This is a genomic window from Albibacterium profundi (assembly GCF_042159835.1).
GTDB classification, from domain to species: Bacteria; Bacteroidota; Bacteroidia; order Sphingobacteriales; family Sphingobacteriaceae; genus Albibacterium; species Albibacterium profundi.
The window spans coordinates 195,451-209,166 of record NZ_JBBVGT010000003.1 but is presented as its reverse complement, the minus strand read 5'-3'; the positions used below and the strand labels follow the sequence as shown (position 1 = coordinate 209,166).

The window sequence follows — 13,716 nt, the reverse complement described above, 5'->3', positions numbered from 1 at the left end:
TTACTTGTTTTTATTTAAATAATAATTCAATAGATTATGAATAGGCTCTCTAATAACAGCGCCTACCTTAAAATCATGGCTTTCAGCCACTTCCTTCAACCATTCCTGATAGTCATAAGCCACACTACCCGTAAAATTCACGCTCAAATCGGGATGCTTCTGCTTAAAAGGAAGGAAATATTTTGTAAACATGAGGTTAAATCCACTTTTAATTAAATTTTGGAAGTACTCATGCTCCCTATTCTCAAAAATAAACTCCGAAAACGAGCTCAAAAACAAGATAGGGTTCGGGTGTCGATAAACTTTCTCTAGAATCAATTTACGATCAAGAGAATATTTTTCATCGAAACTCGCAATCAAATCAGCTGGCATCAGCTTCGTTATATAATCTTGCAACAAATTTCTTCCCAACCAGTTTGCAGAACCTTCATCTGCCAATATATAGCCTAAGCCGTAATTGTTAGGTAGCACCCGTCTACCATTAAAGTAACCAGCATTTGATCCACTCCCTATGATACCAACCAAGCCGGCATGATCACCACAAGTTGCCAAGGCGGCTGCCTTTAAATCATGTGCTACATACACTTTGCCAAAGCGGAAGAAAGAATTAAACGCTTTGGAAACAATTTCAGCATTATCTTTCGAAGACGCCCCCGCACCGAAGAAGTAAATTCTTTTTATTTTTTCCGCATAGTTAATCAGTGTATTATTCTTATTTAATAATTGCTCGATTTTAGTTTCATCGTTGTGATGAGGGTTAATTCCAACGGTTTTAAAACCGGCCAGCACCTTCCCTTTCTCTGCAAGGCGCCAATCTGCTAGTCGTGAACCACTAAAAACAACAGCAATCATACACTTTCTATATCGCTAGCACATTAGATAATTCAATCATATCATCCGCTAGTTTAAACGCTTTGTTATTAATAGACTCTTCAATATTGATATCACTGATCTTATTACCGCGTAATCCCACTACTCGTCTCGACTTACCAGCCAACAACAAATTTACTGCAGCAAAACCTAAACGACTTGCCAATACCCTATCAAAGCTAGACGGCGCACCGCCACGTTGCAGATGCCCTAATATCGTTACCTTCGTATCGTAAAAGTCAAATTTACTTTTTACACGCTTCGCAACATTATAGGCACCACCATTCATCTCCCCTTCGGCGATAATCACAATTGTCGACGTTTTCTTGCCGTCTGCAGCTTTCTCCAGTTGTCCTATCAGATCATCAATTGCGGTTCCTGTCTCAGGCATCAATATTGCCTCCGCCCCCCCTGCAATTCCAGAGTTTAACGCTATACAACCTGAATCCCTACCCATCACTTCTACAAAAAACAGACGATCGTGTGATGCCGCCGTATCTCTAATTTTGTCAATTGCCTCAATGACGGTGTTACATGCCGTATCAAAACCTAAGGTAAAATCAGATCCATATAAGTCGTTGTCAATTGTCCCCGGAATACCAATTACCGGTATATCGAACTCTCTAGAGAAAACCTCAATCCCAGTAAACGTACCATCCCCTCCTATGCCTACCAAGGCATCAATTCCTTCAGCTTTAATATTCTCATATGCTAACTTTCTTCCTTCAGGTGTTCTAAAGTCCGCACAGCGAGCCGTTTTAAGTATGGTGCCTCCTAACTGAATTATATTGCTGACTGACCGGCTATTCATATCAATAAATTGATTGGAAATCATCCCCTGATAACCCTGAAGAATCCCAGTCACTTTCAAATCATTATATAGCGCTGTTCTTACCACTGCCCGAATGCAGGCATTCATCCCTGGTGCATCGCCACCAGACGTAAAAACTCCGATTCTATTTATCTTTCTCGCCAAAATAGGTTTTCTTTACTTTTTAATTTATAATATTACGAATATAACGTGTATTTTCTACACTATCATAAAAAATTGTATTTTTTTTTACATTTTTGTAGATAGTTATAGCAAAAGTTGCTATAACAAACTTAGATATTTTTTTTAAAAACGGAATAAATACGACTATTTTGCAAGCACATTTACCACACCTTCAATCTATATTTACGGCAGATTGTGTAATTTTCGGTTTCGATGAAGGTGAAATCAAAGTATTACTCGTTGAACGAAACGAATATCCTTACAAAGACTGGTGGGGTTTACCCGGTTTCTTTGTAGAAAAAGATGAAACCATAGACGACGCTGTTGAGCGAATTCTCTATGAGCATACCGGTTTGCGGAACATCTTCATGGAACAACTATACACCTTCGGAGATTTAAAAAGACATCCGCAAGGCCGTGTTATCACAGTTGCTTACTACGCGCTACTGCGCCTAAAAAATACCCTAGCGCTAAAACCACATTCTGATTATGTAAAACGAGCAGAATGGCGCCCTATCAATGAGCTTCCCGAATTAGCATTTGACCACAACAATATCATAACTAAAAGTTTAGAAAAGATTCGTAGTAAGCTTAAAAACAGCAGTATTGCCTTCGAGTTATTGCCTGAGAAATTCACACTAACACAATTACAAAAGGTATACGAAGCGATATCCGGCCACACACTTGACAAACGGAATTTCAGGAAGAAGATGCTGAACTACAACATATTAAAAGAGCTGGATGAAAAGCAGCGCGGTGTATCGTATCGGGCAGCCCGACTCTATAAATTTGACAAACGTCAATACGCGAAGGTTTTCCGAAACGAACTCTCATTCGGAAAATAAACGGATACTTACCTCCATACAAACAACCTATTACAAGCAAGCTAATATAAAAAAGCGAGCGGTCATTGTGCAAATGACCGCTCGCTTTCTCTCGTCTTATATTTGGGAATGTTATATTTTATTCCGTTACTCCTTTAGCTTTCTCAATGTGGTATTTCACCAAATCGTCTATAGGTGAGCGGATAATTCTGCCTGTCGTCATTCCGAATTCCTGAGCAGTTTCTTCCAATACATTTCTAAAGTTATACCCTACAGAACCTATGCAATTGAAGCTATAATCTTTATAGTTCGGATATTTAGAAACCAGATTCGTAAAAAAGTCAACGAAGGAGATCTTAACGATTCCTCTTAGGTATTCAAGATTAACAGCACAATCATACGCAAACTTACTAAAGCTAGCACAGAAACGGTTAGCCAATGGTTGCGTATATACCCGATCCATCACCTCATCCGGTGTAATCTTATACGTATTCCAAAACTCCTGTCTTACATTTTCCGGCATCAAACCTCTCACATAGTCAGTCAATAGTTTTTTTCCGATATAGCAACCGCTTCCTTCATCACCTAAAATGTAAGCTGCCGAATCAATATTCATAGCTACATCTTCACCGTCGTAGATGCAAGTATTGGTTCCAGTGCCTAAAATTGCAGCAAAACCGGCCTCCGTTCCTAATAACGCTCGCGCAGCAGCCAACAAATCGTGCCCTACGGCAATCTTCGCTTTCGTAAAAAAATGACTGAACGCATCTTTGATAATCTGCGCTTTTTCTTCATTATGTACGCCCGCACCATAGTAATGAACTTCGGAAATATCTTCCAAGACCAAATCTTCAGGTAAACCCTTTTTCAAAGAGCTCTGAATGTATTCTTGACTCACAAAGTAAGGATTATAACCTTCTGTGTTAAAATAGATTTTCTTTCCAGAGCTGTCTATGAGACACCAATTTGTTTTTGTCGACCCGCCGTCTGCAATAATGATCATATTAGAATAGTAATTATCTGTTTTTCAAGTTAGCAAAAAAATTAAAATTTGCACAAAATACAGCTTTCTTGATTTTTTACAAATTTTAATTTTTTTATTTTTCGCCGTTTCGGCGCATCTTCTTCGAGGAAACGCCATTTACAGCCTGTAAGATACCTTTTCCAATGTTAATAAAAAATAAACCCAAAGTGTACTTTTTACAATATACACCAACTTTTGTATTATTTTCCTAATTTTATAACAAAGCGTTCAATCTAAAAACACTCGTTCCGTATATCGGCATATTCATATTCCTATGAAAAAAATCCTAGTTGCCAATCGTGGTGAAATTGCCATTCGCATAATGCGTTCTGCGCACGAGATGGGTATTGCTACAGTCGCCGTCTTTTCCGATGCTGATCGGTCTGCCCTGCATGTTCAGTATGCTGATGAAGCCATCTATTTAGGAGAATCGACTGCATCCGAGTCTTATCTGTCCATTCAAAAAATCATTGAAGCTTGCAAACGCACACAAGCCGATGCCGTTCACCCCGGTTATGGCTTCTTATCTGAGAATCCTCATTTTGCGCGTACGTTAGAACAAGAAGGAATTAAACTAATTGGCCCTTCAGCGGAAGCTATGGAGACAATGGGTAACAAGCTTTCGGCCAAGGCGCTCGCATTGAAGCATCAGATACCGCTCATTAAAGGCACAACCCACGCTATTTCCGATGTAGATGAAGCTATGCGACAGGCAACCGACATCGGTTTTCCTATCCTTATTAAAGCAGCTGCGGGTGGCGGTGGCAAAGGAATGCGAATTGTAAACAAACCAGATGACTTTTTAGACGAGCTTAAACTAGCCATCTCCGAAGCCAATTCCGCTTTTGGAGACGGATCCGTATTTTTAGAACGTTATATCTCGTCCCCAAAGCACGTTGAAATTCAGGTGTTAGCTGATGAACACGGCAATAGCGTGTATTTATTTGAGCGCGAATGCTCTATACAACGCCGGCACCAAAAGGTAATTGAGGAGGCTCCATGTGTCGTTCTCCCATCCGGTGTGCGTGAAAGAATGGGAAAATGCGCCCTTGAACTCGTAAGAGCCTGTCAGTATACCGGTGCGGGAACCGTAGAATTCATCGTCGACCAACAGCTCGACTTCTATTTTTTAGAAATGAACACACGGCTACAAGTAGAGCACCCCATTACCGAGTTAATTACCGGTATTGATCTTGTCAAAGAGCAGATAAAAATAGCCCGAGGGAAAACCCTATCTTTGACCCAACAGCAACTTCAGATCCGCGGACATGCTATCGAGTTGAGAATCTATGCTGAAGATCCGGAAAACAACTTTTTACCAGACACCGGTACCCTTCATAGCTACAGTCTCCCGTCGGGTCCAAGCATCCGAGTAGACAATGCATACGAAATGGGCATGGAGGTGCCAGTGTATTATGATCCAATGATCGCAAAACTAAGCGTTTGGGGAAACGATCGTAACGAAGCTATACAACGAATGAAACGTGCTATTAAGGAATACAAAATCAGCGGTATCAAACATACCCTTCATTTTGGAAACTTCGTGCTTGATCATCCCAGCTTCCAAGACGGCAGCTACAATACCAATTTCGTTGCCACCTACTACCATCCTGAAGAACAGGAAGGCGAACTGAAAGACGCAGAAATCGCAGCTCTAATGGCAAATCATATTTTCAAGAAAGAACATCGTCCAATGGAAACAAGCTCAATCACAGGAATACAGAAAAATCAATCCAATTGGCGAAAGAAACGTATAATATAAAGACACTATGTTTACAGGCATCATCGAAACCGTTGGAACGGTTAAAGAGATTACAACTGAAGGCACCAACCTTCATTTTACTATTAACTCCACATTATCTAAAGAACTGAAAATAGATCAGAGTATCTCTCACAATGGCGTTTGTCTGACCGTCGTCAAGGTTGACGGCGACCAGCACATCGTTACCGCCGTACATGAAACTCTAAAAAAGAGCACACTCGGGAATTTAAAAGTTGGCGATCAAGTCAACCTAGAGCGCTGCACGCCTATTGGCGGACGGCTCGATGGGCATATCGTACAAGGCCACGTAGACCAAAAGGCCGTGTGTATAGAGAAAAAGGACGAAAACGGAAGTTGGTTATTCACCTTCCAATACGATCCATTGTTAGGCAATGTAACTGTCGAAAAAGGCTCAATAAGCATCAATGGTGTCAGCCTCACCGTCTTTAATTCCAAGGATGACAGGTTCACAGTCACCATCATTCCCTACACGTATGACCACACTAGTTTTAATCAAATCAACGTGGACACCGAGGTCAATCTCGAGTTTGATATTGTTGGCAAATACGTAGCCCGGCTCTTGGCAGCTCGGGGCTAAACAAACAATTTTATAAGCACGCTGTTTTTAAACTATATAAATTGAAGTAAAGGTTTAAAAAAATGACATAGTGTATGGACAAGTTAAAAAAGTTTGAATTGATGGAAAAGATTGTCCGTCAATTAGAAGATCTGAAACACAGCCAACAGGCTATTATCGAAAAAATCGGCCGACTCGAAGTTGACAATTTTGAGTTAAATGACAAAAAGTTAGAAAATGCCTTATCAGACATGCATCAACGGACGGCCGATAACTTTGATTCAATCGAAGATTTGTTATCTAGCTTTTCCGATAAAACGGAAAACTACGGTGAAAAAAATCAAGTCGACAAGCTCAAGGAGCAACAAGATATCGATAATCGCAATTCCGGAAATCAAGATTAATCTTCAGTCATTTTATAAATGAATAATCATTAAAGAGAAGGCCGATTTATCGCGTCCTTCTTTTTTTGTATAGGGACGTTTTTTACTTAATATCAGAAATATTACATATCTTTAAAAAGATTATAGCCCTAAATTATTGAATGAAACGATTGGCTTTTTTTAAGTTAATTCTATTTAGCTCCCTTGCTTTCGTCAGCGTCTACCTATTAAATCGGAAATTAGGAGATACTCCCCCACTCGGCAAGTTTCTAAACCCCTTTACCGGGTTTTGGCAAAACGCAGAGCCTGTTGATCCGCACAACTTCTCCTTAGAGGATGAATCACTACAAAGTGAAGTGACCATCTTGATTGATGATCAGGGTATTCCACATATATTTGCTCAAAACGACCACGATCTTTATTTCGCTCAGGGATATGTTACCGCCAAAGACCGCCTATGGCAGTTAGACTTCCAGACGCGCTATGCTGCCGGTCGTTTATCTGAAGTTGTGGGCGAAAAGGCACTCGACTTAGATCGCTACCAGCGGCGAATGGGGATGACCTATGGAGCGGAGAACATGCTAACAGAAGCTAATAAAGACCCTCAGACCAAAGCTATTTTAGAGGCCTATACAGCTGGGATCAATGCCTATATCAACCAACTGGATGCAGCCGACTACCCTCTTGAGTTTAAAATACTCGACTACAAGCCTGAAGTCTGGAAACCACTCAACTCCGCTCTGCTATTAAAGCTCATGTCGGCAACTTTGGCACGCGGAACCAACGAGTTAGCTCTCAGTAATACTCTAAATGAATACGGTGAGAAAGTTGTAGAGGACCTCTTCCCTAACTACCCCTTTATCGAAGATCCTATAATTCCTGAAGCTACCGATTGGAAATTCGAAACAGATAGCAGTAGCGCTGCTTCTATTACGAGTGCTCCCAAAATCGTAAAGAATGGAGCAGATAACATAAACTCGAAAAATGAAAGTTCCAAATGGCTTACATCGCGTTTGCTAACCGCAATCAAACCAGAAAATATAGGAAGTAACAACTGGACTGTCAATGGCAATAAATCCGCTACCGGCTTTCCTATTTTGGCCAACGACCCGCACCTTGACCTCACTTTACCATCTATTTGGTACCAAATCCAACTTCACAGTCCGAACGTCAATGTCTATGGAGCTTCTATTCCCGGCGCGCCAAACGTCATCGTCGGATTCAATAAAAACATCGCTTGGGGAGTCACCAATGTCGGCTCTGATGTACTCGACTGGTACAAAGTGACCTTCCGAGACGATAGCTATGAGGAATATAAACAAAACGACCATTGGCGGAAAACCAAGAAGCGAATCGAAGAAATTAAAATACGTGGTGAACGAGCCTACTATGATACAGTCTACTATACCCACCAAGGACCGATAAGCTATTTAAAAAACACCAAACCCGAAAGTCTGCCAATGACGGCCAATATTCCAGAGGGTTATGCGCTCAATTGGGTTGCTCACCTCCCTTCCAATGAAATCAGAACATTCTATGAGCTCAATATGGCTCGCAATTATCAAGATTACCGTCACGCTCTCTCCCATTTCGTTGCCCCGGCACAGAATTTTGTTTACGCAGACCGCACAGGCGATATCGCCATCACACCCAACGGGCTCTTTCCTATGAAAGAAAAGCGTCAAGGCAAGTTTTTACTAGATGGAGCTGATCCAAGTAATGAATGGAAGCAACGGATCCCCTATGAGAGAAACCCAACCGCCTATAATCCTGTCCAGAATTACTTAAGTTCAGCAAACCAATGGCCGGTCGACCAGAGTTATCCTTACTATCTAGGTTGGGAATTTGCTCCTAGTGAACGTGCGCGACGAATTAATTCCCAATTAGAAGGGATGACAAATGCCAATCTGCAATCATTTCGGTCGCTTCAAAATGACACCTATAGCATGCTTGCCGAAAGTCTTACGGACACACTCGTTCATATTCTAACGCGGGCTCAGGATTTTAATGATATTGAAAACAAAGCACTAGTGAGTCTTAAAGACTGGAACTATCGTTACGTACCCACTTCCATAGCCGCCAGTATTTTTGAAAGCTTTTATAATAGAATATATGATAACCTTTGGAAAGAATATTTTGGTCAAGCTAAGCCCCTGATGCGCTATCCCAGTCGCGACCGAACCGTTCACCTCCTTCTCCATGAACCTAAGTCGCCTTGGTACTCTACTCCAAGTCAAGAAAGAACTCGCAGCGACGTCATCATTAGTAGTTTCAAAGAGGCTGTCCAAGAATTGACCGAAAAACACGGTGACATGGATCATTGGGAATGGAGTAAAGTTAAAGGAACCCATGTCCCCCATCTAGCTGCCATTCCCGGTTTAGGATCCCGAATCCTCAACGTCGGCGGCTCCAAGCATACTGTTAATGCCATGAGCGAAGACAACGGCCCATCTTGGCGTATGATCGTCCTACTTGGCGACACGCCGCGGGCCTATGGCGTGCTGCCAGGCGGCGCTTCTGGCAACCCGGGTAGTCCTTTTTACGACAACCAGATCAGCGTTTGGGAAAAAGGCGAGCTCGTCGAACTCCTACTATTAGACAAACGCAGTCGCAATCAAGATCACATCATCAGTCAAATCAAGCTCATACCTACCAATTAAAGCAATGATCCTATTCCTTCTCATATTAATACTATCCTGCCTATTGCAGCTTTTATTCCCCTGGTGGGTTATTGCACCAGTGGCCTTCGTTTGCTGCCTGCTGAAAGCACGAAATGCGTTTTCTGCATTCGTTATAGCCTTTTTAGCAGTATTCGTGCTCTGGTTTGCAACTGCCGCAATCCTCAGTATTCAAAACAATCATATCCTCGCTACACGCATCAGCCAAATGTTCGGCTTAGGAAGCGGTGCCTACAGTTGGGTGTTGTTAGCTCTACTCACCTCCGTTATTGGAGGACTTGTCGCAGGCTTTGCAGGTATCAGTGGATTCCTAATCAAAAGATTAAGCAGCCGAAAATATTAATACCTTTGTGTATTGATGACAAACAACGAAGCAATTTTCCGGATCAGTAATGATATTGAGTTCAAGGAGCTCGCTCTTGATATATTTCACGAACAGGCTAGAACTTGCAACATCTATGCAGACTATTTGTCGGCACTAAAGTTCGAATCAAAATACGTAACTCAACTGACAGATATCCCGTTCCTTCCTATTGAATTCTTTAAAAGCCACCAAGTTATCAAAGAAGGAAAAAACGCAGAAACCATCTTTTCCAGTTCCGGGACCACAGGCACGCAGACCAGTAAGCATTACGTGAGCGACCTATCCATCTATGAAAAAAGCTTTCGTCAAGCATTTCAGTACTTTTATGGCGACTTGTCCGATACAGCCGTTCTTGCGCTTTTACCCTCTTACCTGGAACGTACCGGATCTTCGCTAATCTACATGGTAGATGACCTTATCAAAACTAGCGGTCGGTCGGAAAGCGGTTATTTCTTATATAACCACGAAGAACTTTACAATACACTTCTAAACCTACAAAATCGGCATACCCGCACCATCCTGTTTGGTGTCACCTATGCTCTTCTAGATTTCATCGAAAGCTATCAGCTCAATTTTCCCGAACTGATCATTATGGAAACAGGAGGCATGAAAGGAAAGCGAAAAGAAATGATTCGTGAAGAGTTACATAAAGACCTATGCCAGGGTTTCGGCGTCACACAAGTCCACGCCGAATATGGGATGACCGAATTGCTTTCTCAAGCCTATTCCAAGGGAAGTGGTTTATTCGAATGTCCCCGTTGGATGAAGGTTTTCATTCGAGATCTAAATGACCCCTTCAGCTATCAGCCGACAGGCAGCACCGGTGGCATCAATATCATAGACCTAGCCAATATCAATTCATGCTCCTTCATTTCAACACAAGATCTTGGACGCAAAAACGGCCAAGAACAATTTGAAGTTCTCGGCCGTTTTGATCAAAGTGATATTCGCGGTTGCAACCTTTTAGTACAATAAGCACTATTCTGCAATCAATAAGAAATAATTTTTCTTTCCGCGCTGTGCTATAATATATTTATCGTTAATCAACCATTCGCCGTTGATCACGTGTACAGGATCGTTCACTTTCTGTTTATTCACTGAAACGCCACCACCTTGAACCATTTTTTTCGCTTCCCCTTTTGATGAGAACACGGAAGCCGATGCGGCTAGCAAATCAACCACATTAATACCTCGGTTCAGCTCCTCTCTTGAAATAGTAAAGGCTGGAACACCTTCAAAAACCTCCAGTACGCCAGCATCATCCAACTTATTTAAAAACTCAAGAGAACCATTTCCAAACAATAGCTCAGATGTCTTTATTGCCGTCTCGTAAGCCTCCTCACTGTGCGTTCGGATAGTAATATCCTCAGCAAGCGCCTTTTGTACGACGCGCAAATGCGGAGCTTGATCATGTTCAGCGATAATTGAATCAATCTCCTCTTTCGATTTTAGCGTAAATATTTTAATCCAGTTTTTCGCATCCTCATCACTCGCATTCAGCCAAAACTGATAATATTTAAAGGGCGATGTTTTTGCCGGATCCAACCATACGGCGCCTCCCTCTGTTTTTCCAAACTTCGTACCGTCTGTTTTCTTGATCAGCTGCGTTGTCAGCCCAAAAGCCGAGCCACTGCCCATCCGTCTAATCAGCTCCGTTCCAGTAACAATATTCCCCCACTGGTCTGACCCACCCATCTGCATCAAAAGATTCTTATTCTTCCACAGATAGAAAAAATCGTAACCTTGAATCAACTGATAAGAAAACTCCGTAAATGAAATACCCGTTTCCCCTTCAATTCTCTTCTTCACCGAATCTTTTGCCATCATATAATTTACCGTAATATGTTTGCCCACATCACGAATAAAATCAAGAAAGCTAAAATCTTTAAACCAATCGAAATTATTTACCATTTCAGCCTGGTTACCTTCAGATCCAAACTCAAGAAATTTTTTCAACTGCTTTTGCAGGCAAGCCACATTATGTTGTAAAGTCTCCTCATCCAGCAAATTCCGTTCGGCCGATTTCCCAGACGGGTCACCTACCATCCCAGTAGCACCACCCACCAACGCCACCGGTTTATGTCCCGCACGCTGAAAGTGGATTAGCGTCATGATTTGCGTAAGGTGCCCCACATGCAGCGAGTCACCTGTAGGGTCAAAGCCGATATAGCCGGCCGTCAATTCTTTATTCAATTGCTCTTCTGTACCCGGTATCATGTCCTGCAACATACCGCGCCAACGTAATTCTTCTATAAAATTCATTCTGATTTAGGTATCTATTTTAGCGTACCTTGCATTCTTTTCAATAAACTCTCTTCGTGGAGCCACCTCATCACCCATCAACATCGAGAAGATACGGTCACATTCAGCTGCATTCTCAATCGTCACCTGACGCAAAGTCCTCGTTTCCGGATTCATCGTTGTAGTCCAAAGCTGTTCTGCGTTCATCTCACCCAGACCTTTGTAGCGTTGAATACTTACACTCTCCTCTTTTCCGGCACCCTTCAGACGCTGAACAGCCGCAGCTCGTTGATCATCACTCCACGCATATTCAAATTCTTTACCTTTCTTAACAAGGTATAGAGGTGGGTAGGCCAAATACAAATATCCTCTTTCAATCAACTCCTTCATGTATCTGAAGAAGAATGTCAAAATCAGCGTATCAATATGCGCACCGTCCACGTCCGCATCCGTCATGATGATAATACGGTGGTATCTGAGTTTACTAAGGTTGAGTGCCTTAGCATCCTCCTCCGTTCCTATGCTCACCCCAAGCGCGGTAAACATATTCTTAATCTCGTCACTCTCGTAAATCTTGTGCTCCATCGCCTTTTCCACGTTGAGGATTTTACCTCTCAACGGAAGGATGGCCTGAAACTCACGGTTCCGACCCTGCTTAGCCGTACCACCTGCCGAGTCACCCTCAACAAGGTAAATCTCACACTTTGCCGGATCATTATTAGCACAGTCTGCCAATTTACCTGGCAAACCGCTACCACTCATCACACTCTTCCGCTGAACCATGTCGCGGGCTTTTCTAGCCGCCGCACGAGCCGTCGCCGCCAACACCACTTTATTCACTATGGTCTTAGCTTCCTTCGGATTCTCCTCTAGATAGATACCCAAAATCTCACCAACAGCCTGATCCACTGCACCCATCACCTCACTATTACCAAGCTTGGTCTTCGTCTGCCCTTCAAACTGTGGCTCCTGAACCTTCACTGAGATGACAGCGGTTAAGCCTTCTCTGAAGTCATCACCAGAGATGTCCACCTTCACATTCTTCAGCAAGCCAGACTTTTCAGCATATGATTTCAGCGTACGCGTCAATCCCCTACGGAATCCCGCTACGTGCGTACCTCCCTCAATCGTGTTAATATTATTCACATAAGAATGAACATTCTCAGTATAAGTATCATTGTATTGCAGTGCAAGTTCTACCGGCACACCAGCTTTCACACCGTCCACATGTATCGGCTCTGGAATAAGCGGATGGCGAGTACCATCCAGATATTTCACAAATTCACTTAAACCACCTTCGGAAAAGAATTCTTCATTTCTGAACGATCCATCTTCTTGATCTTCACGTTCATCAACAAGCTTCAGTCGGATTCCTTTGTTCAAATAAGCCAACTCACGTAACCTATTCGCCAGTGTGTCGTAATTATAAGAAGTTGTTATTGTAAAAATTTCAGGGTCAGGATGAAAAGTGATAATCGTACCCGTCCTATCCGTTTCATCAACTACAGTAACCGGATACAGAGGCTTGCCCTTCTCGTACTCTTGCTTGAAAACTTGCCCTTCGCGGTGCACTTCAGCAATCATCAAACTAGATAAAGCATTCACACAAGACACACCCACACCGTGCAAACCACCAGACACTTTATACGTATCCTTATCAAATTTACCACCAGCATGCAAAACCGTCATAACCACCTCAAGGGCAGAACGCTTTTCCTTCGTGTGCATCGCAGTAGGGATTCCCCTACCGTTATCTTCAACTGAAATCGAATTGTCTGGATGAATGGTTACTAAGATATCTGTACAATGACCGGCGAGAGCCTCATCAATCGAGTTGTCAACAACTTCGTAAACCAAATGGTGTAAACCCTTTACTCCTGTATCTCCAATATACATGGAAGGGCGCTTTCTAACAGCCTCCAAACCCTCTAGTACCTGGATATTATCGGCTGAGTAGTTATTCTTATTTTCTTCGCTCATTTAATTGATTTTACAATTC

12 protein-coding genes are annotated in these 13,716 nt (G+C 42.4%); 7 read left to right on the top strand and 5 right to left on the bottom strand.

Going from position 1 to position 13,716, the window contains the following annotated elements; all coding sequences use genetic code 11:
• Positions 1 to 852 (bottom strand): hypothetical protein, encoded by an 852-nt coding sequence (locus WKR92_RS12445; RefSeq protein WP_375558158.1) that lies wholly within the window; start codon positions 850 to 852, stop codon positions 1 to 3.
• 7 nt (positions 853 to 859) lie between these two features.
• Complete coding sequence (pfkA, locus tag WKR92_RS12440; RefSeq protein ID WP_375558157.1) at positions 860 to 1,846, bottom strand: 6-phosphofructokinase; 987 nt, start codon at positions 1,844 to 1,846, stop codon at positions 860 to 862.
• A gap of 167 nt (positions 1,847 to 2,013) precedes the next feature.
• Between pfkA and WKR92_RS12435 the strand changes: the two genes are divergently transcribed.
• Positions 2,014 to 2,709, top strand: coding sequence for an NUDIX hydrolase (locus WKR92_RS12435; RefSeq protein WP_375558156.1), 696 nt, complete (start codon positions 2,014 to 2,016; stop codon positions 2,707 to 2,709).
• Between the two features lie 118 nt (positions 2,710 to 2,827).
• Here the strand turns inward: WKR92_RS12435 and WKR92_RS12430 are convergent, their stop codons facing one another.
• Positions 2,828 to 3,691, bottom strand: a complete 864-nt coding sequence (locus tag WKR92_RS12430) for an N-acetylglucosamine kinase (protein ID WP_375558155.1) — start codon at positions 3,689 to 3,691, stop codon at positions 2,828 to 2,830.
• Positions 3,692 to 3,986: 295 nt separating this feature from the next.
• Between WKR92_RS12430 and WKR92_RS12425 the strand changes: the two genes are divergently transcribed.
• The 6 genes from WKR92_RS12425 to WKR92_RS12400 all read left to right on the top strand — a co-directional run bounded on the left by WKR92_RS12425 (position 3,987) and on the right by WKR92_RS12400 (position 10,451).
• Positions 3,987 to 5,474 (top strand): acetyl-CoA carboxylase biotin carboxylase subunit, encoded by a 1,488-nt coding sequence (locus WKR92_RS12425; RefSeq protein ID WP_375558154.1) that lies wholly within the window; start codon positions 3,987 to 3,989, stop codon positions 5,472 to 5,474.
• A 7-nt stretch (positions 5,475 to 5,481) separates the two neighbouring features.
• Positions 5,482 to 6,072, top strand: coding sequence for a riboflavin synthase (locus WKR92_RS12420; RefSeq protein WP_375558153.1), 591 nt, complete (start codon positions 5,482 to 5,484; stop codon positions 6,070 to 6,072).
• A gap of 74 nt (positions 6,073 to 6,146) precedes the next feature.
• The gene (locus WKR92_RS12415; RefSeq protein WP_375558152.1) at positions 6,147 to 6,455 is read left to right on the top strand and encodes a hypothetical protein; all 309 of its coding nucleotides are present in this window, start codon (positions 6,147 to 6,149) and stop codon (positions 6,453 to 6,455) included.
• A 140-nt stretch (positions 6,456 to 6,595) separates the two neighbouring features.
• Positions 6,596 to 9,094, top strand: coding sequence for a penicillin acylase family protein (locus tag WKR92_RS12410; protein WP_375558151.1), 2,499 nt, complete (start codon positions 6,596 to 6,598; stop codon positions 9,092 to 9,094).
• A gap of 4 nt (positions 9,095 to 9,098) precedes the next feature.
• A complete protein-coding gene (locus WKR92_RS12405; RefSeq protein ID WP_375558150.1) occupies positions 9,099 to 9,455 on the top strand; it encodes a hypothetical protein in 357 nt (118 codons plus the stop codon).
• A 15-nt stretch (positions 9,456 to 9,470) separates the two neighbouring features.
• The gene (locus tag WKR92_RS12400; protein WP_375558149.1) at positions 9,471 to 10,451 is read left to right on the top strand and encodes a LuxE/PaaK family acyltransferase; all 981 of its coding nucleotides are present in this window, start codon (positions 9,471 to 9,473) and stop codon (positions 10,449 to 10,451) included.
• 3 nt (positions 10,452 to 10,454) lie between these two features.
• Here the strand turns inward: WKR92_RS12400 and tyrS are convergent, their stop codons facing one another.
• On the bottom strand, positions 10,455 to 11,738 hold the full coding sequence (gene tyrS / locus WKR92_RS12395) for a tyrosine--tRNA ligase (RefSeq protein WP_375558148.1): 1,284 nt from the start codon (positions 11,736 to 11,738) through the stop codon (positions 10,455 to 10,457).
• 6 nt (positions 11,739 to 11,744) lie between these two features.
• Positions 11,745 to 13,697 (bottom strand): DNA topoisomerase (ATP-hydrolyzing) subunit B, encoded by a 1,953-nt coding sequence (gyrB, locus tag WKR92_RS12390; RefSeq protein WP_375558147.1) that lies wholly within the window; start codon positions 13,695 to 13,697, stop codon positions 11,745 to 11,747.
• Positions 13,698 to 13,716: the final 19 nt, after the last annotated feature.

Coding starts and splice junctions, on each gene's coding strand:
- WKR92_RS12445 (WP_375558158.1), bottom strand. CDS start 852: ATGATTGCTGTTGTTTTTAGTGGTTCACGACTAGCAGATTGGCGCCTT.
- WKR92_RS12430 (WP_375558155.1), bottom strand. CDS start 3,691: ATGATCATTATTGCAGACGGCGGGTCGACAAAAACAAATTGGTGTCTC.
- WKR92_RS12425 (WP_375558154.1), top strand. CDS start 3,987: ATGAAAAAAATCCTAGTTGCCAATCGTGGTGAAATTGCCATTCGCATA.
- WKR92_RS12420 (WP_375558153.1), top strand. CDS start 5,482: ATGTTTACAGGCATCATCGAAACCGTTGGAACGGTTAAAGAGATTACA.
- WKR92_RS12415 (WP_375558152.1), top strand. CDS start 6,147: ATGGACAAGTTAAAAAAGTTTGAATTGATGGAAAAGATTGTCCGTCAA.
- WKR92_RS12410 (WP_375558151.1), top strand. CDS start 6,596: ATGAAACGATTGGCTTTTTTTAAGTTAATTCTATTTAGCTCCCTTGCT.
- WKR92_RS12405 (WP_375558150.1), top strand. CDS start 9,099: ATGATCCTATTCCTTCTCATATTAATACTATCCTGCCTATTGCAGCTT.
- WKR92_RS12400 (WP_375558149.1), top strand. CDS start 9,471: ATGACAAACAACGAAGCAATTTTCCGGATCAGTAATGATATTGAGTTC.
- tyrS (WP_375558148.1), bottom strand. CDS start 11,738: ATGAATTTTATAGAAGAATTACGTTGGCGCGGTATGTTGCAGGACATG.
- gyrB (WP_375558147.1), bottom strand. CDS start 13,697: ATGAGCGAAGAAAATAAGAATAACTACTCAGCCGATAATATCCAGGTA.